This window comes from Pseudarthrobacter oxydans, from assembly GCF_030812335.1.
Taxonomy (GTDB): domain Bacteria; phylum Actinomycetota; class Actinomycetes; order Actinomycetales; family Micrococcaceae; genus Arthrobacter; species Arthrobacter oxydans_B.
Genome location: NZ_JAUSSN010000012.1, coordinates 41,000 through 63,823 on the forward strand (window position 1 = coordinate 41,000; position 22,824 = coordinate 63,823).

Here is a 22,824-nt window from a genome sequence, read left to right on the forward strand (position 1 = left end):
CGCGCAGACCTCTATAGCCTAGATCCATGACTGTTTTGCTGAGGAAAGACCGACGGTGGTAGAAATCCCGGCGCCGCCGCCGGGAGACGGACTGGACTCCGATCCGGCCGGCGGAAGCGCCGTCCCCCGGCCGACCCCGCGGCACCAGCAGCTGATCGTCACGGTATACGGCCTGTACGGGCGCGCCAACGGGGGTGCCCTGCCGGTCTCGGTGCTGATCTCCATGCTCGACGACCTGGGCGTCGAGTCCTCCGGGGTGCGCTCTTCCGTGTCGCGGCTCAAGCGCCGCGGAGTGCTGGAAAGCGTCAAACAGGGCGGAGTGGCCGCCTATCGGCTGGCCCCCAATCTTGAGGATGTCTTCCAGGAGGGTGACCGCCGCATCTTCTCGCCCCGGCGGGCGACGGCGACCGACCGCTGGCTACTCATCGCCTTCTCCGTCCCGGAATCGCAACGCCACCTTCGCCACCAACTGCGCAGCATGCTGACCCGGATGGGCTTCGGGTCTGTCACCCCGGGCCTCTGGATTGCCCCGGGCAACACCTACGAGGACATCAGCCACCAGCTCGAGCGGACCGGGCTGACCGAATATGTCGAGTTCTTTAGGGCGGAGCACCTGACTGCCGGCGACGTTAAGGACAAGGTCTCCCGGTGGTGGGACCTTCCGGCGCTGGAATCGCTCTACTCGGAATTCATCGAGCGCTTCGCTCCGGTGCTGGCGCGGTGGGAGTCCGCAGGCACGGCCGGGCCCGACGCCGACCGGGCGGCCTTCGCGGACTACGTCCAGCTCCTCACCCAGTGGCGCCGGCTGCCGTATCTGGATCCGGGCCTGCCGGCGGAGTTCCTGCCGCCAGGCTGGCACGGGCTCACCGCGGAGCGGATCTTCGCCGAACTGCACCGCCTCCTGAACGGCCCGGCCCGCCAGCACGCCGAGAGGCTGCTCGCGGCTACGGGCAGTTCCGGCACCGTCTAGGCCGTGCCGGGCCGAGAGCCGGGCCTGGTCCTAGCCCTGGCCTGATACGACGGCGATGGCCTGGATCTCGATCAGCGCCTCTGCCTGCCACAACCGCGTGACCCCGACGCCGGCCATCGCGGGGTAGTCGGTGCCCGCCATCTCGCGCCAGATCCGCCCGATTTCGCGGCCGTTCCGCTGGTAGTCCTCGACGTCGGTCAGGTAGATAGTGACGTTGACCAGGTCCGAGGGCATGCCCCCGGCTTCGGCGAGGGTGGTGAGGACGTTGGAGAAACACTGGCGGAACTGCTCCACGATGCCGCCGGGAACGATGGCGCCGCTGCTGTCCATGGCCGTCTGGCCACCGAGGAACACGGTGTTGCCGGCCAGGACGCCGTGCGCGAATCCCGAGGGTTTGGCCAGTGCTGCGGGGTTGATGACCTTGTGGTTCATGGTGGCTCCTCAATGAGTCGGCGGTGATGGGTACATGCGAAGGTACATGCGGGCGGGGCCCGCGGTGGCCCGGAGGCGGATCGGAACACCTGCCGGTCTACCCAAACGGGTGAATTCGTGTTAACTTGAGCATATGTGACGACCGTAAAAATGTCGACATACCCAAGTTGGGGATGCCGCGGTTGCTCGTCACCGGAACCGGCAAAGGGGCCGGCTCCGCCGTCGAACCGGAAGTGAAGAAATCATGCGCCTTGCGACCGTCATTACGGCAGCCAGCGACGCCCAAGGTGGCCCCGCCACACGCGCCGCAGTGCAGTCGGGGGACCGTTTTGTGCTCCTGGCCGCGCGGGACCTGAGTGAACTGCTGGGAAGTGCCGGCTGGCAGGAGCAGGCAGCGGCCGCCGTTGCCGCCGCGGAAGCGGCGGGCAGCGGGCCGGAAGACTCCATCGCCGTTGGTTCCGCCCGGTACGCCACCGCGCTGCCGCGCCCGTCCAAGGTCATTTGTTGCGGCCTGAACTACGCGGACCACATTGCGGAAATGGGCAGGGAGTTGCCTGAATACCCCACCCTGTTCGCCAAGTTCGCGGACACCCTGATCGGCGACGGCGAAGTCATCGACGCCGCCGGGCACGGCGCCAGGCTGGACTGGGAAGCGGAACTGGCGGTCGTCGTCGGCGCTCCGCTCAAGAATGCCTCGCCGGCGGAAGCCGCCGCCGCGATCGCCGGCTACACGGTGGCGAACGATATTTCCCTGCGCGACTGGCAGAGCCGCACCCTGCAGTGGTTCCAGGGCAAGGCCTTCGACCGCACCACCCCGCTCGGTCCCGTGCTGGTGACCCCGGATGAGTGCGACCCCGAGGCCGGTGTCCGGGTCCGGTGCCTGGTCAATGGCGAAGAGGTGCAAAACGGCAACACCAAGACGCTCGTATTCACCGCGGCCGCCCTGCTGTCCTATATCTCCACGTTCACCAGGCTGAGCCCCGGCGACGTCGTCCTCACCGGCACCCCCGGAGGTGTCGGCATGGGCGCCAACCCGCCGCGCTTCCTGCGCGACGGCGACGTGGTCACCACCGAGGTCGAGGGGATCGGCACGCTCACCAATACGGTCCGGCTCTAAACTCCCAAACCGCCCTACCGACCCGCCATACAGAGAGGCACCACCATGACAGAACAGATCAACCAGCAGTTGACCGAACAGGTTGTCCCGGTCGTCACCCGCAAGGGTGCCGAGCACCGCGACACCGGCCAGTCCGGCGGAGCCGTCCGGATCTCCGGCGTCAGCCCGCAGCACACCCCTGCTACAAAGATCTGGTACGGCCAGGTCAGCAACGAACCCGGATACCGCTCCTTCCCGCACCACCACGGTGAAGCCGAGACCGGCGGCTATGTGCTGCGCGGCCACGGCCGGATCTACTTCGGCGAGGACTACAGGGAATTCATCGACATGACCGAGGGCGACTGGGTCTTCGTCCCGCCCTACATGCCGCACGTGGAGGCGAACATGAGCATCACCGAGGAACTCGTCTGGCTCACGGCACGCACGCCGGAGAACATCGTGGTGAACCTCGACGACGTCGACGACGCCACCCTCGAAGGGTACCGCCGGGCATGAGCCCCACCTCTGAAATCCTCCTGTCCGCCCTCGAGCTGACGCCGGTCGAGCCGGACTTCCTCGACGAGGCCTACACCGCCACGACGCAGTACGTGCCCTGGCCCAAGGCTTACGGCGGCGACATGGTGGCGCAGGCCGCAGCGGCCGCGATGCGCTCGGTGGGGGAGGACCGCTCGCTGCACTCCATGCACAGCTATTTCATGCGCCCGGCGGACATCGGCGCCGAAGTCCGCTACGAGGTGGAGCGGCTTCGCGACGGACGGGGTTACTCCACCCGTCAGGTCCGCGCCTATCAGGGCGGCAAGACCGTCTACGTGGCCATGGCGTCGTTCCACGCGGCGGAAACCGGCGAGGAATTCGCCCGCGCCATGCCGGCCGGAATCCCGGAGCCGGAATCGCTGCCGTCCTCCGCCGACGTGCTCGACGGCGTCGATGGTGACGCCGCGGCCTACTGGTCCGGCGGCCGCAGCTTCGACATGCGGCACGTACCGGGGTCCGTGTACCTCAGCGTCGAGGGGGAGCAGGTGCCGCATCAAGCCGTCTGGGTGAAGGCCTTCGACCGGCTGCCGGACGACCCGAACCTGCAGAAGGCGGCGCTGGCCTACGTCTGCGACTACACCATCCTCGAACCGGTGCTCCGGGTGCACGGCTACGCCTGGGGTGACCCGGGCCTGGTCACAGCCAGCCTGGACCACGCCATGTGGTTCCACCGCGAGGGCCGGGTGGACGACTGGCTGCTCTACGTGCAGGAAGCTGTCTCGGCCCAAGCCAGCCGCGGCCTCGCCCAGGGGCACTTCTACGACCGGCAGGGCAGGCTCCTCGCCACGGTGGTCCAGGAAGGCATGATCCGGATGTCGGTTGCTCCGTAACTGCCCTTTTGGGCTGCCAAAACGGCCGTTACGGAGCAACCGATGGCCCTCCACCTCCTATCAATGACGATACGAAAGGTCTGCAATGGAACTGACGCCCTCGGCGCACCAGGACACCTTTGCGCGTGACAATCTGCCGCCGGCAGAGCAGTGGCCGGAACTGGAGTTCACGCTCCCGGAACTGCAGTATCCGCAGCAGCTCAACGCCGCCACCGCGCTGATTGACGACGCCGTCCGCAGCTTTGGTGCCGAACGCCCGGCCCTGCTCACCCCCGACGGCAACGTTTGGAGCTACGGTGACCTGCAGCGCCGCGCCAACCAGGTGGCGCAGGTCCTCGTCGAGGACTTCGGGATCGTACCCGGCAACCGCGTGATGCTGCGCTCGCCGAACAACCCGTGGCTCGTCGCGGCCTGGCTCGGGGTGCTCAAGGCCGGCGCCGTGGTCGTCACGATCATGCCGGCTTTGCGTGCCAACGAGATCCGGACGCTGCTGGGGCTGACCCGGCCGGCCGCCGCCCTGTGCGACAGCCGCTTCCTGGACGATCTGGCAGAGGCCGCCGGAGACGACATGCCGGTGCTGGCCATGGGGGGCAGCACCGGAACGGACCTTGCCGCACGCTGTGCCGCCAAGCGCGGCGAGTTCACCGACGTCCCGACGGCGGCGGATGACGTCGCGCTGCTCGGCCCGACCTCGGGCACGACCGGGACGCCGAAGATCACCATGCACTTCCACCGCGACATCCTCGCCAATGCGGACACCTTTGCCAGGCACATCCTCCAGCCGACGCCCCAGGACGTTTTCGCAGGGTCGCCGCCGCTGGCTTTCACCTTCGGGCTGGGCGGCCTGGTGGTCTTCCCGCTGCGCTTCGGGGCTGCGGCTCTGCTGACCGAACGCGCCACCCCGCTCGAACTGGCGCAGGCCGTCCACGCCGCGAAAGCCACCGTCCTGTTCACTGCCCCCACGGCGTACAAGGCGATCCTCAAGGAAGGCGCCGAGGGGCTCCTCGCCTCGCTGCGCACCGCGGTCTCCGCCGGCGAGCACCTGCCGGCCGAAACCTGGCGGGCCGTCCACGAACGCACCGGCCTGAAGCTGATCAACGGGATCGGTGCCACCGAAATGCTGCACGTCTTCATCTCCGCGGCAGGGGATGACATCCGCGCCGGCGCCACCGGCACGGCCGTCCCCGGCTACCGGGCCACGATCCTGGACAACGACGGCCGGGAACTCGGCCCGGGCGCCGTCGGACGCCTCGCTGTCATCGGCCCCACCGGCTGCCGCTACCTCAACGATTCCCGCCAGCTGGACTACGTCGTCAACGGCTGGAACGTCACCGGCGACACCTTCAGCCGCGACGACGACGGCTACTTCTACTACCAGGCCCGCTCGGACAACATGATCGTGTCCTCCGGCTACAACATCGGCGCCCCGGAGGTCGAGGCCGCGATTGACCAGCACCCGGACGTGATGGAAAACGCCGTCGTCGGTCGGCCCGACCCGGAGCGCGGCAGCGTTGTCTGCGCGTTCATCGTGCTGCGGGAGGGCGTCGAGGCCGATGACGCGAAGCGCAAGGAAATCCAGGACTTCGTCAAGCAGACCATCGCCCCGTACAAGTACCCGCGGCAGGTGAACTTCGTCGACGGCCTGCCCCGCAACCCCAGCGGGAAACTCCAGCACTTCCGGCTGCGCGAGCAGCTGGCCGCTGACACTGCCACCCCCGAACACCAGAACGCTTGAGAGGCACCACATGAAAATCGCAATCATCGGCGGCGGTCCGGGCGGGCTGTACTTCGCCGCCCTTATGAAGCAGCTGGATCCGAACCACGAGGTAACCGTCTGGGAACGCAACGCCGCGAGCGACACGTTCGGCTTCGGCGTCGTCTTCAGCGACGAGACCCTCGGCGGGATCGGCAACGCGGACACCGTGATCGCCGAGTACATGTCCGAGCGCTTCGCCCGCTGGACCGACATCGACATCCACTTCCAGGGTGCGCAGCACACCGTCGGCGGCCAGGGTTTCGCCGCCATGAGCCGCAAGGAACTGCTGGAACTGCTCCAGCGCCGCTGCGCCGAACTCGGCGTCGACCTGCGCTTCAGCACCCTGGCGCCGGACATCGAGGACCTAAGCCGGGACTACGACCTTGTCCTTGCCGCGGATGGCCTGAACTCCGCCATCCGGTCGCAGTTCGCCGAGGTTTTCCAGCCCAGCCTCGACGTCCGCAAGTCCAAGTACATGTGGCTCGGCACCGACCTGGTCTTCGAGGCGTTCAAGTTCTTCGTCAAGGACACCGAGCACGGCGTCATGCAGATCCACGGCTACCCCTATTCGGATGAGGGAAGCACCTTCATCGTGGAAATGCACGAGGACGTCTGGCGCCGCGCCGGCTTCGACGCCACCAAAAACCAGACCTTCCGGCCCGGCGAAAGCGACGAGGCGGCCGTCGACGCCATTCGCGCCCTCTTCGCAGCGGAGCTTGAGGGCCACGAGGTCCTGGTCAACAACTCCAAGTGGCTCAACTTCACCACGGTCCGCAACGAGTCCTGGCGGCACGGCAACATCGTGCTCCTCGGCGACGCCGCCCACACCGCGCACTTCTCCATCGGCTCCGGCACCAAGCTGGCCATGGAGGACTCCCTGGCTCTGGCGGCCTGCCTGCACGAACACTCCGAGCTTGGTGCCGCGCTGGAAGCCTACGAAACTGAACGCCGTCCCGTCGTCGAATCCACCCAGCGCGCCGCCCAGGCCTCGCTGGAATGGTTCGAGAACATCGGCATGTACAAGGACCAGAACCCGGTCCAGTTCTGTTTCAACCTGCTCACCCGCAGCCGCCGGATCACCTACGACAACCTCAAGCTTCGGGATCCCGAGTTCGCCGCCCGCGTCGACGAGGAATTCGCCCGGACGCAGGGGATCGAGGGCAGTGCCCCTGCCATGTTCCAGCCCTACCGGATCGGCGGGCTGGAACTGAAAAACCGGATTGTCGTCTCGCCGATGGACATGTACTCCGCCACGGACGGTGTGCCGGGCAACTTCCACCTGGTCCACCTGGGCAGCAAGGCCCTCGGCGGCGCAGGCCTGGTCATGACCGAGATGGTCTGTGTCTCCGACACCGGCCGCATAACGCCAGGCTGCAGCGGTCTCTACAACGAGGCCCAGCAGGAGAGCTGGCGCGGGATCGTCGACTTCGTGCACGACCGTTCGACGGCGGCTATCGGTGTCCAACTGGGCCATTCGGGCCGCAAGGGCTCCACCAAACTCATGTGGGAGGGCATTGACGAGCCGCTGGCCACGGGCGGCTGGGAGCCGGTTGGCCCCTCGGCGATTCCCTACGGCCCGGAAAGCCCGGCCCCGCGCGAAATCGGCCGCGCCGAAATGGACCAGGTCCGGGACGAGTTCGTCGCGGCCACTGCCCGTGCGGCCGCCGCGGGATTCGACCTCCTGGAGCTGCACTGCGCGCACGGCTACCTGCTGTCCGCTTTCCTCTCGCCGCTGGCCAACCGCCGCACCGACGACTACGGCGGATCGCTGGCGAACCGGCTGCGGTACCCGTTGGAGGTGTTCGACGCCGTCCGTGCAGCCTGGCCGGCGGACAAACCGCTGACGGTCCGGCTCTCCGCGACGGATTGGTCACCCGGCGGCAACGACGAGCACGACGCTGTTGCCATTGCCCGGGCATTCGTGGAGCACGGCGCCGACGGCGTGGACGTCTCCTCCGGCCAAGTGGTCAAGGAGGAGAAGCCAGCCTACGGCCGGAGCTACCAGACGCCGTTCGCGGACCGGATCCGGCAGGAGGTGGCACACAAGGCAGGCGTGGCAGTGATCGCGGTGGGGGCGGTGTCCTCCTACGACGACGTCAACTCGATCCTGCTGGCAGGCCGGGCGGACCTCTGCGCCCTCGGCCGCACGCACCTGTTTGATCCGCAGTGGACCCTTCACGCGGCGATCGAGCAGGACTACCGCGGGCCCGGCGCCGAGTGGCCGCAGCAATTCCGGGCCGGCAGCCGGAAGCCGCCGGCGGCCCGCACGGACGCGGTCCGGCCCCGGCTGGCGCTGATGCGCGAGCCCGAGATTGCCGGATTGCCGACGCACCTGCGCTGGACACCGGCGAAAGTGCCGGCGGCGGTCTAGCGCCGGTGCGGGGATCGCTGCCCGGTGCCCCGATGGCGCGGTGCCGGGCAGCGGCCGGGGCGGTCCGGTCAGTCCAGACCGGAGACGCCGCGGGCGGTGACTTTGGCCGCCAGCTCAGCCGGCCACGGGGTGGCGGCCGTTGCGCCCTGGGCGACATGGGCCGTCACAAAGGACCCGTGGGCGGCCAGGGCACGGGGTTCGCCGCGGAATTCCTCGCCCCACACCTCAAAGCTGAACGTCATGGACGTGCGGCCGATTTTCTCCACCACTACGGTGGTGGTGACCTGCTGGCCGAAGTACAACTTCGCCCGGTAGTTGAGCTCGTGGCGAACCCGCGGAGCCGACGGGAAGTACTCCGGCAGATCAAGGTCCCGGAACAACTTGGCCTCGCAGGCCTCGACGAAGCGGAGCACCGCCGAGTTGTGCTGGTGCCCCGCGGCATCCGTATCCACCCATTCAATGGTCCGTTCCAGGGTTGCCGTCGTGGCGGTGTCAGGGAGGGACTGAAGGGGGTTCATAGCGGCCGCCTGGAAGTTCGAAGAGCAGTCAGCAACAGCGCAATATCCAACCGCTGCAGTACTCAATGGAAGGTAAGTCCATGGTAGTAGCTTCACAAGTTTCCCCCGGCGCCGCGGGCGCCCCGGAAATGGCCCGCGGACCCATCGACGCGGCCCGCCAGGCCGCCGGTGACCCGGTACAGCAGTCGTCCGCGACCGTCGCGCAGCTCGTGGGCCGGACCCTGGCGGAGCTCGGCGTCGGGCACGTCTTCGGCGTCGTCGGCAGCGGCAACTTCGAGGTGACCAATGCCCTGCGCCTGGCCGGGGTGCCCTACACCGCTGCCCGGCACGAGGGCGGCGCTGCCACGATGGCCGACGCCTATTCCCGGATGTCCGGCCTCGTGGGCGTCGTGAGCACCCACCAGGGATGCGGGCTCAGCAACGCCGTCACCGGGATCGGGGAAGCGGCCAAAAGCCGCACGCCGCTGATAATACTGGCGGCGGACACCCAGGCCGCCGCGGTCCGGTCCAATTTCAAAATCGACCAGGACGCCCTCGCCCGCAGCGTCGGAGCCGTGAGCGAGCGGGTCCATTCCCCGGCCACCGCCGTCGCGGACACCGTCCGGGCCTTCCGCACCGCCCGGAACGAACGCCGCACCGTGGTGCTCAACCTGCCTCTCGATGTCCAATCGGCCCCGGCCGCCGCACAGGCCGCGGCGGCCCGTCCTGCCGCTGTCGCGGACCCCCAGCCGGTCCGTCCTGCCGCCGCCAGCGTTCGTCGTCTGGCGCACCTGATCAGTGCCGCGGAGCGCCCGGTCTTCGTGGCGGGCCGCGGGGGCAGGAACGCGCGCGGGGAACTGCTCGCCCTTGCCGCGCATGCCGGGGCGCTCGTGGCCACGTCCGCGGTGGCGAACGGCTTGTTCCATGACGAGGACTTCGCCCTCGGGATCTCCGGCGGATTCTCCTCACCGCTCAGTGCCGAGCTGATTCAGGGCGCTGACCTGATCATCGGCTGGGGCTGCGCCCTGAACATGTGGACCATGCGGCACGGGCACTTGATCTCGGCCGGGACCGTCGTGGTCCAGGTCGATGTCGAGGACGCCGCGCTCGGCGCCAACCGACCCATCGACCTTGGCGTGGTGGGGGATTCTGCGCTGACCGCGGCGGATGCCCTCGCGGAATTGCTGACGCTCCAGCCGGTCCCGGCGGAGAAGTACCGCACCGCGGAGAACGCGGCGGCCATCGCCGGAAGCTCGCGCTGGAACGACGTCGCAACGCCGGATCTCTCCGGCGGCGGGCGGATCGATCCGCGCGTGCTGAGCCGTGAACTGGACACCATCCTGCCCGCAGACCGGATTGTCTCGATCGATTCCGGCAACTTCATGGGCTATCCCAGCACCTACCTGAAGGTTCCGGACGAGTTCGGCTTCTGCTTCACCCAGGCTTTCCAATCGATCGGTCTGGGTCTATACACCGCGATCGGGGCCGCGCTGGCCCGGCCGGACCGACTGCCGGTCCTCGGGGCCGGCGACGGCGGCTTCCTGATGGGCATCAGCGAACTGGAGACCGCCGTGCGGCTGGAGCTGCCGCTGGTCTGCATCATCTACAACGACGCCGGCTACGGGGCGGAGGTCCACCACTTCGGCGCGGGAGCCGAATCCGGAGGCGGTCCCGCCGTCGATCTCAGTACCGTCACCTTCCCGGACACGGACATCGCCGCGATCGCCCGGGGTTTCGGCGCGGACGCTGTGACAGTCCGGAGCGTGGCGGATCTTGAAGCGGTTCGCGCCTGGCTGCAGGAGCGTCCTGCCCGGCCGTTGGTCATCGATGCCAAGATAGCGTCCGACGGCGGGGCCTGGTGGCTCGCCGAGGCCTTCAAAGGCCACTGATGCACCTGCTCACTGCTGACGATCGTTACAGAAACGAAATATGCTGATTTGTTTACTGTCGCAATCAATGCGTGACACAGTGGGCACAGCATGTGAGCTGTCACACAAATTCCAACCAAATCCCAACGAGAGGTACATCCATGACGCAGTCAATGTCGACTGAGTTGCGCAACGAGGCCACACCTCGCTGGAAGGGCCATGCGGTCCTCATCCTGTGCTTCGTGGCCATCGTCTTTGATGGCTATGACCTGGTGGTCTACGGGTCCACCGTTCCCACGATCCTCAAGTTCCAGGAGTGGGGCGTCACCCCCGCGCAGGCCGGGCTGATCGGCAGCCTCGCCCTGGTCGGCATGCTCGTCGGCACACTCTCGGTCGGCATCCTGACTGACAAGCTGGGCCGCCGACGCATCATGCTGGCCTGCATCGCCTGGTTCTCCACCTGCATGCTGCTCACGGCGTTCTCGCCGTCCGCCGAGGTCTTCGGCTTCCTGCGCTTCCTGACCGGTCTCGGCCTGGGCGGCATCGTGCCCACATGCATCGCCCTGACGGTTGAGTATGCCCGCAAAGAGCGGCGCCAGATTGCCAATGCCGTGATGTTCAGCGGCTACTCCGTGGGCGGGGTCGGCGCCTCCCTTCTGGCCATCAACCTGCTGCAGCACATCGACTTCCGCTGGATGTACGCGATTGGCGCGCTGCCCCTCGTCACCCTTCTCCCGATCGCCTGGAAGCTCCTGCCCGAATCGGTCGCCTACCTCGCCCGTAAGCAGCGCATCGAAGAAGCCAAGACCACCGCGGCCCGCTACGGCCTGATCTACTCGGACATCGTCACCGCGGAGGACGTCAAGACCGGCGCAGACGCCCCGAAATCGGCCATGAAGACCCTGTTCACCCGCAAGTGGGTCCGCTCCACGGTCCTGTTCGCGATGGCGAACTTCTGCGGCCTGCTGCTGGTTTACGGCCTGAACACGTGGCTGCCGCAGATCATGCGGCAGGCCGGGTTCCAGCTCGGCGACGCCCTGACCTTCCTGCTGGTCCTCAACGCCGGTGCGATCGTCGGGTCCATCAGCGCCTCCGTCCTGGCGGACAAGATCGGCATCCGCAAGGTCGTAACGGCGTCGTTCCTCCTGGCGTTTGTGGCCATCCTCATGCTGAGCCTGCAGCTCCCGCTGGCGATGCTGCTCGTCATCGTCGCCTTCGCCGGCCTCGGATCGGTGGGCACCCAGATCCTGGTGGGCGGCTACTGCGCCACCCATTACCCGCAGTCCCTCAGCGCCACCGCCCTGAGCTGGTCGCTCGGCATCGGACGCATCGGCGCCATCTGCGGTCCCCTGATCGGCGGGCTGATCGCCGGTATGGCCTTCGGCTGGCAGCTCAACTTCTACATGTTCGCGGCCTTCGCCGTGGTCGGCGCCATTGTCGTATTCTCGGTGCCGAAACTGACCGAAAAGTAGGGTCCGGAAAGTAGTCACAGAGCAGTACACAATCCGGACAGTCCCATAACTCTTCGATAAAGGCCCGTCCCGCAGCCGCGCGGGACGGGCCTTGCTGTCTATCCTGAAGGAGTTAGCTGCAGTTCCGGGGAAGCGGGCTACGCCCATCAGCCGTCCGCCGAGCAAGGATTTCCGTGGCAATCGCAGAATACGACGTCGTCATCCAACGGGATGCCATGAGCGTGTATGACTTCCTGCTGGACGCCCGCAATCTGCCCAGCTGGCGGGCCGGAGTCCGCAGCATCGAACTTGAATCAGGGGCCGCGGGGACCAAGGGCGCGGTGTACCGGCAGACCGTCGCCGGTCCCGGCGGACGCGCCGTCTGTGGAGACATCGAGATCACCGAGGCGCGGCCCGGTGCGGAAATCCAATACACGATCCTGGGCGGGCCGGAACTCACGCGCGGCGGCTTCTACCTGAGCACGGAAGGCGGGAGCACCCGCGTCCGCTTTGCCATGGAACGCGAGCCCCGGGGTCTCCTGGCCCGGCTGAAGGCGCCCTTCCGCCGCCGGATGAAGGCGGAGGTCTGCCAACTGGAGCAGCTCAAGTCGGTCCTGGAGGAACAGCCAGAGCCGTAACGGCAGGGCTGTAATACTCGCCCCGCGGACTTTTGTCCCCGGCAAGTACGGTAATTTTGAGACTGTGCTGATCTCCGACCGCGACATTCGTGCCGAAATTGACTCCCAACGGATCGTTCTGGAGCCGTTCGACCCCGCCATGGTTCAGCCATCGTCGGTTGACGTCCGGATCGACAGGTTCTTCCGGCTCTTCGACAACCACAAGTACGCCCACATCGATCCGGCCGAGGACCAGCCCGAGCTGACCCGCCTGGTGGAGGTCGAGGCCGGCGAACCCTTTATCCTGCATCCCGGGGAATTCGTCCTGGGCTCAACCTACGAAACGGTGACGCTTCCCGACGACGTCGCCGCCCGGCTTGAGGGTAAGTCCTCGCTGGGCCGGCTGGGCCTGCTCACGCACTCGACCGCAGGATTCATCGATCCCGGCTTCTCCGGGCACGTGACGCTCGAACTGTCCAACATGGCGACGCTGCCGATCAAGCTGTGGCCGGGCATGAAAATCGGCCAGTTGTGCTTCTTCCGGCTCACCTCCGCCGCCGAGTACCCCTACGGGTCCGGGGAGTACGGCAACCGCTACCAGGGCCAGCGCGGCCCCACGGCGAGCCGCAGCCACCTGAACTTCCACCGCACCGACATCTAGACGCCGTCCGCGGTCCGCACCGCCGGCGGTTTCGCCGGCCGGCGCAGCATCGCCACTACCGGCTCCACGAACCTGGCGGCCAGCGGACCCGTCACGGCCATAATCAGCACGTAGGCGGTGGCCATGGCCGCGAGTTCCTGGGGCACCACCCCGGAGGCGACGGCCAGGCCGGCGATGACGATCGAGAATTCTCCGCGGGCAATCAGTGCGGCGCCGGCACGGAAACGCCCCGCCCGCCCGATCCCGGCCCGCCTGGCCGCCCAAAAGCCCGTGATCATCTTGGTGGCGGCCGTGACGATGGCCAGCAGCAGCGCCCAGCCGAGCACCGGCGGGATGGTGGAGGGGTCTGTGTTGAGGCCAAAGACCACGAAGAAGATGGCGGCGAAAAGGTCCCGCAGGGGCTCCAGGATCCTGGTGGCGCTGTGTGCGGTGGCCCCCGAAATGGCGATTCCGAGCATGAACGCCCCCACGGCCGCGGACACCTGCATGGCCGAGGCCAGCCCGGCCACCAGCAGCGCGGCCCCCAGCAGGTTGAGCAGGAACACCTCGGAGTTTTCGCTGTGCACGGCCTTGGACACGTGGTGCCCGTGCCGCAGTGCCACCATCAGCACGACGGTGACAACGGCGAGTGAGATCCCGACAGTCTGCAGCCCCATAACGAAGCTGACGCCGGCCAGGGTCGCGGTCAGGATCGGCAGGTAGACCGCCATGGCCAGATCCTCGAATACCAGGATGGACAGCACGACCGGAGTCTCGCGGTTACCGATCCGGCCCAGGTCCGTGATCACTTTGGCGGCGATCCCCGAGGACGAGATGTAGGTGACCCCGCCCATCACCATCGCTCCCACGACGCCCCAGCCCAGCAGGACCGCCAGCAGGGCGCCCGGCAGGAAATTCAGGACGAGGTCCAGGACGCCGGCCTGCCAGGAGCGGCGCAGCCCCGTCACGAGCTCCGCCGCCGTATATTCCAATCCGAGCATAAGCAGGAGGAGGATGACGCCGATTTCGCTCGAGAGATGTGCGAACTCCTGCATACCTTCGAGTTTCACAATTCCGCCGGCACCGAAGAACAGCCCGCCGAGAAGGTACAGCGGAATAGGTGACATGCCGATCCGCCCCGCCAGCCTCGCCAGCAGGCCGAGGCAAAAGACGACGGCCCCGAGTTCAATCAGGGTCAGTGCAAGCGGATCCATACCGTCAGCCGTTGCGCAGGATGCCGGCCGCTGTGTCCAGGCCTTCTTGCGTTCCTACTGCAACCAGGAGATCGCCGCGTTGCAGGACGACGTCCGGGCCCGGGGACGGGACCACTTCGCCTTCGCGCATAATGGCCACAATCGAGGCGCCGCTCCTGGTCCGGATGCGCGCCTTGCCCATCGGCTGGTCGCGGTAGGGGGAGTCGGGGCCGATGGAGAACTGCCGGGTGACAATCCCGGGGACCTCGCGGTGGGCTTCGGAAAGCTGCATGGCCAGCCGCTGGCCGCCCAGCAGGTTCCCCAGCGCGGCGGCTTCATCGGCGGTCAGCGGGATGGACGCCTGGCAGGTGTCCGGATCGTCCCACGTGGAGACGATCAGTTCGGTTTGGCCTTCGCGGTATTCCACGACGCCGATCCGCCGCCCGGAGGCGGTCATGAAATCCTTGCGCCGGCCCAGTCCCGGCAGGTCCGTTTCATCCACGTTCATTCCTCCAGCCTAGTGGGCCGGAGGCCATTCCGGGCAGAGTCAGGCCGCGGGGACCACCGCGATGTCGGTCTCGTCCGGTGCCTTGACCGGCAGCAGGAGCAGCAGTCCGGCCAGGAGCACCACCATGATGCCGAGGATGCCCCAGCGCTGTGCCTCGCCGGGCTCCACCAGCGGGGCAGCGACGGCAATGCAGAGCGTAAAGAGCGCGGGGGCGAGGAAGCTGACGGCCCGGCCGGTGGTGGCGTACAGGCCAAACAGTTCGCCGGACTCGCCGTGCGGGGCAAGCCGGGCCAGGTACGCCCGCGAGGAGGACTGCGCCGGCCCCACGAAGAGGCACAGGAACAGGCCGAAAATCCAGAACGTGGTGGTGCCGGCCCAATCCATGCCCAGGAAGGAATGGTTCCCGTTGCCGAGGACCAGGATCATCGAGCCGGCGATCAGCAGGCCTACCAGCGACCCGATGATGACCGTCTTCGGCCCGATCCGGTCGTCGAGGAAGCCGCCCAGGATGGCGCCCGCGGCGGCCACGACATTACCGAAGATCGCGAAGAAGATAACGTCCTTGAGTTCGAAGCCGAAGGTGCCCGCGGCGATGATGCCACCGAAGGTGAACACCGCGGCCAGCCCGTCCCGGAACACGGCACTGGCGAGCAGGAAGTAGATCGTGTGCGGGCTGGTCCGGTAGATCGCCTTGATCCGCCGCACCAGGAGGCCGTAGGAGGCCAGGAACCCCAGGCTGGCGCCCCGTCCGGTCCTGGGCAGCTCCGGGACCGCAAACAGCACCGGCAGCGCGAAGATGAAGAACCACAAGGCCGAGAACACCGCGACCAGGCGGATGTTCAGGCCGTCCGCCGTCGAGGCGCCGAACCACACGAAGCTGGGCTGGACGAAGATCTGGAGCACGATCAGCAGCGCCGCGATCCCGCCGAGGTACCCCATGCCCCAGCCGAAGCCGCTGACCTTGCCGATGTTCTTCGGTGTGGAGATCTGGGCGAGCATGGCGTTGTAATTCACACCGGCAAACTCGAAGAACACGTTCGCCAGCGCAATCAGCGTCACGCCGAGGAGCAGGAACTCCGGACGCGGGAACACGAAAAAGCACAGGGCGGTCAGGAGCGCGACGGCGGCCGTGTTGACCCCCAGCCACAGCTTCCGGCGGCCGCCGGTGTCCGAGCGCTGCCCGGTGACAGGTGCCAGCAGCGCGATGGCGGCACCGGCGATGGCCAGGGCGCCACCCAGGACCGCGGAGGCCTGGTCCTCGCCGCCGAAGGCATTGGAGGTCAGGTACACGGTGAAGACGAACGTGGTCATGACGGCGTTGAAGGCGGCCGAGCCCCAGTCCCAGGCTGCCCACGCGAGGATGCGGCCCTTGTGGGAGACCGGGCTTCCGGATTCCAGTTCCGAGGCGGGACGCATGGCCTCTGGGGGAGCAGCGGAGTTCATAGCGTGAATATTATCCGCAGTGGCCCGGAGCCCGGCGCACCGAGCGAAAAGAATTTGTCCACGCTTGGTAAACTGTCCGGACTGAACCTAACGAATGCCCCGCCTGCTCCAACTTTTTGACAATCGAATTCCTGACGTTGCGGAGATACCAGTGATCACAGTCCTTGCCGTGCACTTTGCGGTGGCTGCTGTGGCGCCATTTCTCTTCCGGAAGTTCGGCCGGAATTCGTTTTACGCCCTCGCGGCGGTGCCCGCGGGCTCGTTCGTCTGGCTGCTCCTGCAGCACGGCGCCGTCTATTCCGGCGCCGGGGCAGCTCAGGGCGGTGCCGGGACCGGTGTCTCCGAGGTCCTGCCCTGGATTCCCGAGCTGAAAATTGAGCTTGCCTTCCGGATGGACGCCCTGGCCTGGGTCATGTCCCTGCTCGTCCTCGGTGTGGGGGCGTTGGTGCTGGTCTACTGCGCCCGGTACTTCAAGGACAAGGACGACTACCTCGGCGGATTCGGCGCCCAGCTGCTGGCCTTCGCCGGGGTGATGTTCGGCCTTGTGACGGCGGATGACCTGCTCCTGATGTTTGTCTTCTGGGAACTCACCACGGTCCTGTCCTACCTGCTGATCGGCTACGCCCGGACCAGGCTCTCGGCGCGGCGCTCGGCCCTGCAGGCCCTCATCGTGACCACCGCCGGCGGCCTGGCCATGCTGGTGGGCCTGATCATCCTCGGCTTCAGCGCCGGGACCTACCGGATCTCGACCATCCTCGAGATGGCGCCGGCCCTCATCGCCGGGCCCGCCGCGGGGGCCGTGGGCGCCGCCGTCGTCCTCATTCTGGTCGGTGCGATCACCAAATCGGCGCTGGTCCCGTTCCACTTCTGGCTTCCCGGCGCCATGGCGGCCCCCACCCCGGTGAGCGCCTACCTGCACGCCGCGGCCATGGTGAAGGCCGGCATCTACCTCGTGGCACGGCTGGCGCCGGGATTCGCGGACACCGCGTACTGGCCGCCGGTAGTGCTCGGCCTCGGCCTCGCCACGATGCTCGTCGGCGGCTACCGGGCGCTGCGGCAGACGGACATCAAGCTCATCCTGGCCTACGGCACGGTCAGCCAACTCGGCTTCATGACCATGGTCGTGGGGCTCGGCCAAGCCGACGCGGCGCTGGCCGGTATTGCCCTGCTCCTCGCCCACGGACTGTTCAAGGCCACGCTCTTCCTCGTGGTGGGCATCATCGACCACCAGGCCGGAACGCGTGACATCCGCAAGCTCTCGGGGGTCTACCGTTCCTCCCGCGCCCTCGCCGTCGTGGCCGCCATCGGCGCCGCATCGATGGCGGGCATCCCGCCGCTGGCCGGCTTCGTCGCGAAGGAATCGGTCTTCGAAGCCTTCATCCACTACAGCACCGACCCCGCTACCGGCCCGTGGGGGACGGTGATCCTGGTCGGCGTGGTCCTGGGCTCCATCCTGACCTTCGCCTACAGTGCACGGTTCATGTGGGGCGCCTTCGCCGTCAAGCCCGGCGTCGAGACCACCCCGTTCAAACCGATCAAACCGGCCTTCCTGGCCGCCCCCGCCATCCTGAGCCTCCTGACCATCGTCTACGGACTGTGGCCGGCCCCGGTGGACAGCTGGATCCAGCCGTACGCGGCGCTGTTCGTGCCCGACGGCGAGGACCCGGCGGCCGCCGCCGGGCACCTTGCGCTGTGGCACGGGCTGACCCCGGCCCTGGGACTGACCGCCGTCACGTTCGCCCTCGGCCTGGCCATGTTCTACGGCCGCAACACGGTCTCCCGGCTCCAGGGGCTGGTCCCCGGCTGGATCGACGGCGACCGGACCTACCAGCTGACCATCGGCGCGCTCGACGACGCCGCGGTCTGGATCACCGGCCGGACCCAGCGCGGTTCGCTGTACTTCTACCTGTCCGTCATCCTCACCGTGGCGTTCGTCCTGCCGCTGACCGCGCTGGTGCTGGCCAACAAGCCGCTGCCGCAGGACCTCTACTTCATCGACCCCAACGCCCCGCTGCAGATCGTCGTGGGTGCCGGAATTGTGATCGGGGCGCTGGCCGCGGTGCGCGCCAACAAGCGCTTCCTGGCCGTGCTGATGGTGTCCGTCACCGGCTACGGCATTGCCCTGATGTTCGCGCTGCAGGGCGCCCCGGACCTCGCGCTGACCCAGATGCTGGTGGAATCCATCATCCTGGTGGCCTTCGTGCTGGCCATGCGCAGCCTTCCGGCCGAACTGCGCGACCGGACCGGCGGGAAGTACCGGGTGGTGCGGGTGATCATCGGCGCCGCCTTCGGCATCACCATGGTCTTCGTCGCCATCTTCGCGCTGGGCGCCCGGGTGGCCGCGCCCGTCTCACTCGAGTTCCCGAAGCTGGCCTACGAGGGCGGCGGCGGGCTGAACATTGTGAACGTGACCCTGGTGGACATCCGGGCCTGGGATACCTTCGGGGAGATCTCGGTGCTGGCCCTGGCGGCCACCGGCGTGGCCAGCCTGATCTTCGTCCGGGGCCGCGGCGAGGGGATCCGGGCCTCCTCCACCGTGCCCGAGGGCACCGTCGGACGCCGACGCCCCGGCGCCGGCCGCGGAAGCGCCCGGGACGATGCCACGCTGGCCATGAGCCGCCGGTTCGCGGCCTCCAGCCGGGACGCCTGGCTAGTCGCCGGCCGGACCCTGGCGCCGGAGCGCCGTTCGATCATCTTCGAAGTCGTCACACGCCTGGTCTTCCACTCCATGATCGTCTTCTCCATCTATCTGCTGCTGGCGGGCCACAATTCGCCGGGCGGCGGCTTCGCCGGCGGCCTCATGGCCGGGCTGGCGCTCACCGTCCGCTACCTCGCCGGCGGCCGCTTCGAGCTGCGCGAGGCGACCCCGATCAGCGCCGGCACCCTGCTGGGCATCGGTCTCGCCACCGCGGCGGCCTCCGGCCTGGTGCCGCTGCTGCTGGGCGGCCAGGTATTCCAAAGCGCCATCATCGAGTTCTGGCTGCCGGTCTTCGGAGACGTCAAGTTCGTCACCTCCACGATTTTCGACATCGGCGTGTACATAGTCGTGGTCGGCCTGGCGCTGGACGTGCTGCGCAGCCTCGGCGCCGAAATCGACGAACACTTCGAGGAACACCCGCCCGCACCGTCCGACGACGAGCAGGAGGCCGGCGGCATGCCGGCCGAAACCACCGCCAGGGGTAAAGCATGAGCGTCAACCTGACTTTGCTGACGGTCATGGGAGCCCTCTACGCGTGCGGCATCTACCTGATCCTGGAACGCAGCCTGACCCGGGTCCTGCTGGGCCTGATGCTGCTCGCGAACGCCACCAACCTGCTGCTCCTCGCCACCGGCGGCTACGCCGGCCTGGCGCCGATGTACAGCAAGGACACCGCCGCCGGGGAGTACAACGACCCGCTGCCGCAGGCCCTGATCCTCACCTCGATCGTGATCTCCTTCGCCGTCACGGCGTTTATGCTCGGCATCATCTACCGGACCTGGGTGCTGGCCCGCGAGGATGAGATCCAGGACGACGCCGAGGACCGCCGGGTCGCGAAGACGCCCAGCTTCGACCTTGAGGACGACTCCGTGATCCCGGTGGAGACCTCCGAGTTCCCGCTGACCATGCTCGGCTCGGACGGCCAGTCGGTGTCCGATGTTCCCGACGGGGCCGAGGCCACCGTCAAGGTCGCCGGCCGCAAGCTGGACGCCGGGGAAGCCGCCTCGGAGGAACAGCCCGGATCCCTGAATGTCACCCCACCCAAGGAAGGAGGCGGACAGTGAACATTGCCAGCTTCGCCCCGCTCGCCGTCCTCCTTCCCATCCTCGGCGCTGCCCTGACCTTCCTGCTGATCCGGCACTCGCGCGCCCAACGGACCGTGAGCATTGCGCTGCTGTCCCTGACGCTGCTGCTGGAGTGCTGGCTGCTGGCCTCCGTCTGGAACGGCGGAACGGCGGCGGTCAACATCGGCGGCTGGCTCCCGCCGTGGGGCATCGTGATGGTGGTGGACCAGTTCTCCTCGCTGATGCTGGTGGTCTCCTCCTCCGTGAGCCTCGCCGTGCTGATCTACGCCACCGGGCAGGGCATGGCCGACGGCGACCGGGACGCGCCGGTGTCGATCTTCCACCCCACCTACCTGATCCTGGTCGCCGGGGTTTCCAACGCCTTCCTCTCCGGGGACCTGTTCAACCTGTACGTGGGGTTCGAGATCCTGCTGACCGCCAGCTACGTGCTGATGACCCTCGGCGGGACGGGGCCGCGGATCAGGGCAGGCGTGACCTACGTGGTGGTCTCCGTGGTGTCCTCGGTGCTCTTCCTGATCGCGATCGCAATGATCTACGGCGCCACCGGCACCATCAACATGGCCGACCTCGCCATCAAGCTCGCGGACCTGGACCAGGGCACGCAGAACCTGCTGCACGTGATGCTGCTTGTGGCGTTCGGCATCAAGGCGGCTATCTTCCCGCTGTCCTTCTGGCTCCCGGACTCCTACCCGACGGCGCCGGCCCCGGTCACGGCGGTGTTCGCAGGGTTGCTCACCAAGGTGGGTGTCTACGCGATCGTCCGCACCGAAACACTGCTGTTCCCGGGGGACACCTTTAATACCCCGCTGATGGTCGCCGCGCTGCTGACCATGATCGTGGGGATCCTGGGCGCCCTGGCCCAGAGCGACATCAAACGACTCCTGTCCTTCACCCTGGTCAGCCACATCGGCTACATGGTGTTCGGGCTTGCGATGTCCTCGGTGGCCGGGCTGGGCGCCGCCGTCTTCTACGTCGCCCACCACATCACCATCCAGACCAGCCTGTTCCTGGTCACCGGCCTGATTGAACGCCGCGGCGGCAGTTCCTCGATGGACCGCGTCGCCGGGCTCGCGAAGCTGTCCCCGATGCTGGCGGTGCTGTTCTTCGTCCCGGCCATGAACCTGGCCGGCATCCCGCCGTTCTCCGGTTTCCTGGGCAAGCTCGGGCTGCTGCAGGCCGGGGTGCAGCTGGGAACCCCCCTGGCTTATGCCCTGGTGATCGGCGGGGTGCTGACCAGCCTGCTGACCCTGCTGGCCATCGCCCGCGTCTGGAACCGCGCGTTCTGGCGCAAGCCGGAGGACGCCGAACACCCCGATCCGGTGCTGCTGGCGGCCCCCGAGGACTCGGCCACGGGGGACCGGGCCGGCAAGACCAACGTCACCCTGCTGCCGCGGACCATGGTGGGTTCGACCCTGGGCCTGGTCATCTTCGGCGTCGGGCTGACCATCTTCGCCGGTCCGCTGTTCAAGGTGGCGGACCAGTCCGCCGTCGACATGCTGGACCGGACCTCGTACATCCAGGCGGTCCTCGGCCAGGACGCGCCGGTCCCCGCGATCGCCCAGCCCGAGCCCCGGGTGGTGTCCAAATGAGCCGGAAACGGATCTCGCTGCGGCAGGAACTCCCGCTGCTGGTGTGGCTCGTGATCGTCTGGGGCGCCCTCTGGCGGGACTTCAGCCCCGGGAACCTGCTCTTCGGCGCCCTCATCGCCGTCCTGGTGGCCCGGCTGTTCTACCTGCCGCCGGTGGAACTCGGCGGGCGCTTCAACGTGCTCCGGGCGGTTCCGTTCGCCCTGATGTTCCTGGCCAAAGTGGTGGCGGCGAGCTTCCAGGTCCTGTACCTGGCCGTGGCGAAGGGCCCCAAGGTGATCAGCGCCGTCGTCGCCGTCCCGCTGCGGAGCCACTCCGACCTGCTGGTCACCGCGACCGGCCACATCACGGCGCTGATCCCCGGATCGCTGGTCGTGGAGGTGGACCGCTCCACGTCCACGCTCTACATCCACGGCATCAACGTCCGCAACGCCGAGGACGCCGCGCGGCTGCGCAAGGACGTCCGCGACACGGAAGCGGGACTGATCAGGATCATGGGCACCCAAGCCGAACTGTCCGCCCTCAACCAGGAGGTGGCGGCATGATGCAGCTGGTCCTGGCCGTCACCGCCGTGGTGCTCTCCCTCGCCGCCGGAGGCGCGATTATCCGGATCGCTCGGGGCCCCTCGCTGCTGGACCGGGTGCTGGCCGCGGACGTGCTGCTGGCCATCGTCGGCGCCGCCCTGTGCATCGACATGGCGGCGAACCGGCATCTCAACAACCTCATGCTGCTGGTGGCGGTGTCCCTCATCGGGTTCGTCGGCTCCGTCACGGTTGCCCGCTTCGTTGCCGATCGTCGGGAGAAGACCCGTGAATCCTGAGACATTTTCCGGCGACAGCGTGATCGACGCCGTCTCGGCGGTCTTTATGGTGGTCGGCGCCCTGATGTCCCTCGCCGCGGCGGTGGGCCTGCTCCGCTTCCCGGACCTCATGACCCGGATGCACGCAGCCACCAAGCCGCAGGTGCTGGGGCTGTTCCTGCTGCTCTTCGCGCTGGGCCTGCAGATGCGCACCTGGTGGGTCTGGCCGGTGCTGGTGGTGGCGTGGATCTTCCAGCTGCTCACCGTGCCGGTGTCCGCGCACATGGTCGGCCGCGCCGGTTACCGGACGAAGCACCTGCACCCGGAGCTGCTCAGCACGGACGAACTGGAGGCCGTGGTGCAGCAGGCGGCCGGCAAACGCGGTTTCACCGACGACGACGGCGACGAGGCCACCGCGGGCCGGTGAGG

Annotated in this window: 21 protein-coding genes; 16 read left to right on the forward strand and 5 right to left on the reverse strand. The window is 67.7% G+C overall.

Translation table 11 applies throughout. The features are described 5' to 3' along the window. Window positions 1–55 precede the first annotated feature (55 nt). Window positions 56–970 carry a PaaX family transcriptional regulator gene (locus tag J2W14_RS18050; RefSeq protein WP_307465071.1) on the forward strand — a complete coding sequence of 305 codons (915 nt, stop codon included), beginning with the start codon at window positions 56–58 and terminating at the stop codon, window positions 968–970. 30 nt (window positions 971–1,000) lie between these two features. Here J2W14_RS18050 and J2W14_RS18055 read toward each other — a convergent pair whose 3' ends face one another. After that, window positions 1,001–1,402, reverse strand: a complete 402-nt coding sequence (locus tag J2W14_RS18055; RefSeq protein ID WP_307465073.1) for a RidA family protein — start codon at window positions 1,400–1,402, stop codon at window positions 1,001–1,003. A gap of 244 nt (window positions 1,403–1,646) precedes the next feature. On the opposite strand from J2W14_RS18055, the gene J2W14_RS18060 reads away from it, so the two are divergent. The 5 genes from J2W14_RS18060 (at window position 1,647) to J2W14_RS18080 (ending at window position 8,010) form a co-directional block, all read left to right on the forward strand. Continuing rightward, entirely contained in the window at window positions 1,647–2,519 is an 873-nt protein-coding gene (locus tag J2W14_RS18060) for a fumarylacetoacetate hydrolase family protein (protein WP_307465075.1), read from the forward strand. 45 nt (window positions 2,520–2,564) lie between these two features. Then, on the forward strand, window positions 2,565–3,014 hold the full coding sequence (locus J2W14_RS18065) for a cupin domain-containing protein (RefSeq protein ID WP_307465077.1): 450 nt from the start codon (window positions 2,565–2,567) through the stop codon (window positions 3,012–3,014). Beyond that, window positions 3,011–3,883 (forward strand): acyl-CoA thioesterase, encoded by an 873-nt coding sequence (locus tag J2W14_RS18070; RefSeq protein WP_307465079.1) that lies wholly within the window; start codon window positions 3,011–3,013, stop codon window positions 3,881–3,883. Before J2W14_RS18065 ends, J2W14_RS18070 begins: the two co-directional genes overlap by 4 nt. A gap of 85 nt (window positions 3,884–3,968) precedes the next feature. After that, entirely contained in the window at window positions 3,969–5,618 is a 1,650-nt protein-coding gene (locus tag J2W14_RS18075; RefSeq protein ID WP_307465082.1) for an AMP-binding protein, read from the forward strand. 10 nt (window positions 5,619–5,628) lie between these two features. Continuing rightward, complete coding sequence (locus tag J2W14_RS18080; RefSeq protein ID WP_307465084.1) at window positions 5,629–8,010, forward strand: bifunctional salicylyl-CoA 5-hydroxylase/oxidoreductase; 2,382 nt, start codon at window positions 5,629–5,631, stop codon at window positions 8,008–8,010. Window positions 8,011–8,078: 68 nt separating this feature from the next. On the opposite strand, the gene J2W14_RS18085 is transcribed toward J2W14_RS18080, so the two are convergent. Continuing rightward, window positions 8,079–8,528, reverse strand: a complete 450-nt coding sequence (locus tag J2W14_RS18085) for an acyl-CoA thioesterase (RefSeq protein WP_307465086.1) — start codon at window positions 8,526–8,528, stop codon at window positions 8,079–8,081. A gap of 128 nt (window positions 8,529–8,656) precedes the next feature. On the opposite strand from J2W14_RS18085, the gene J2W14_RS18090 reads away from it, so the two are divergent. From J2W14_RS18090 to dcd, 4 genes are all read left to right on the forward strand, one after another. Continuing rightward, window positions 8,657–10,396: a thiamine pyrophosphate-binding protein gene (locus J2W14_RS18090; protein WP_307465279.1), complete on the forward strand. Its 1,740-nt coding sequence runs from the start codon at window positions 8,657–8,659 to the stop codon at window positions 10,394–10,396. Between the two features lie 140 nt (window positions 10,397–10,536). Continuing rightward, a complete protein-coding gene (locus J2W14_RS18095) occupies window positions 10,537–11,847 on the forward strand; it encodes an MFS transporter (RefSeq protein WP_307465088.1) in 1,311 nt (436 codons plus the stop codon). A gap of 173 nt (window positions 11,848–12,020) precedes the next feature. Beyond that, on the forward strand, window positions 12,021–12,464 hold the full coding sequence (locus J2W14_RS18100; RefSeq protein WP_307465091.1) for an SRPBCC family protein: 444 nt from the start codon (window positions 12,021–12,023) through the stop codon (window positions 12,462–12,464). Between the two features lie 64 nt (window positions 12,465–12,528). After that, window positions 12,529–13,104 carry a dCTP deaminase gene (gene dcd, locus J2W14_RS18105; RefSeq protein WP_307465092.1) on the forward strand — a complete coding sequence of 192 codons (576 nt, stop codon included), beginning with the start codon at window positions 12,529–12,531 and terminating at the stop codon, window positions 13,102–13,104. Here the strand turns inward: dcd and J2W14_RS18110 are convergent. Genes J2W14_RS18110 through J2W14_RS18120 form a run of 3 tightly spaced genes read right to left on the reverse strand, consistent with a single transcriptional unit; the run spans window position 13,101 to window position 16,227 of the window. After that, window positions 13,101–14,297 carry a cation:proton antiporter gene (locus J2W14_RS18110; RefSeq protein ID WP_307465094.1) on the reverse strand — a complete coding sequence of 399 codons (1,197 nt, stop codon included), beginning with the start codon at window positions 14,295–14,297 and terminating at the stop codon, window positions 13,101–13,103. The two genes, dcd and J2W14_RS18110, sit on opposite strands and share 4 nt — an antisense overlap. A gap of 4 nt (window positions 14,298–14,301) precedes the next feature. Continuing rightward, a complete protein-coding gene (locus tag J2W14_RS18115; protein ID WP_307465097.1) occupies window positions 14,302–14,784 on the reverse strand; it encodes a cation:proton antiporter regulatory subunit in 483 nt (160 codons plus the stop codon). 39 nt (window positions 14,785–14,823) lie between these two features. Further along, window positions 14,824–16,227: an MFS transporter gene (locus tag J2W14_RS18120; protein ID WP_307465098.1), complete on the reverse strand. Its 1,404-nt coding sequence runs from the start codon at window positions 16,225–16,227 to the stop codon at window positions 14,824–14,826. 151 nt (window positions 16,228–16,378) lie between these two features. Between J2W14_RS18120 and J2W14_RS18125 the strand changes: the two genes are divergently transcribed. From J2W14_RS18125 to mnhG, 6 genes are read left to right on the forward strand one after another with little or no spacing between them, the layout of a single operon-like run. Beyond that, window positions 16,379–19,417, forward strand: coding sequence for a Na+/H+ antiporter subunit A (locus tag J2W14_RS18125; RefSeq protein ID WP_307465100.1), 3,039 nt, complete (start codon window positions 16,379–16,381; stop codon window positions 19,415–19,417). Then, window positions 19,414–19,989, forward strand: coding sequence for a Na(+)/H(+) antiporter subunit C (locus J2W14_RS18130; protein ID WP_307465102.1), 576 nt, complete (start codon window positions 19,414–19,416; stop codon window positions 19,987–19,989). Before J2W14_RS18125 ends, J2W14_RS18130 begins: the two co-directional genes overlap by 4 nt. Beyond that, window positions 19,986–21,599, forward strand: a complete 1,614-nt coding sequence (locus J2W14_RS18135) for a Na+/H+ antiporter subunit D (RefSeq protein ID WP_307465105.1) — start codon at window positions 19,986–19,988, stop codon at window positions 21,597–21,599. Before J2W14_RS18130 ends, J2W14_RS18135 begins: the two co-directional genes overlap by 4 nt. Further along, window positions 21,596–22,141 (forward strand): Na+/H+ antiporter subunit E, encoded by a 546-nt coding sequence (locus J2W14_RS18140; protein WP_307465108.1) that lies wholly within the window; start codon window positions 21,596–21,598, stop codon window positions 22,139–22,141. Before J2W14_RS18135 ends, J2W14_RS18140 begins: the two co-directional genes overlap by 4 nt. Then, window positions 22,138–22,416 carry a monovalent cation/H+ antiporter complex subunit F gene (locus tag J2W14_RS18145; protein WP_307465109.1) on the forward strand — a complete coding sequence of 93 codons (279 nt, stop codon included), beginning with the start codon at window positions 22,138–22,140 and terminating at the stop codon, window positions 22,414–22,416. The genes J2W14_RS18140 and J2W14_RS18145 overlap by 4 nt, the downstream gene beginning before the upstream one ends. After that, window positions 22,406–22,822, forward strand: coding sequence for a monovalent cation/H(+) antiporter subunit G (gene mnhG / locus J2W14_RS18150; RefSeq protein ID WP_307465111.1), 417 nt, complete (start codon window positions 22,406–22,408; stop codon window positions 22,820–22,822). Before J2W14_RS18145 ends, mnhG begins: the two co-directional genes overlap by 11 nt. The last annotated feature ends 2 nt before the right edge of the window (window positions 22,823–22,824 follow it).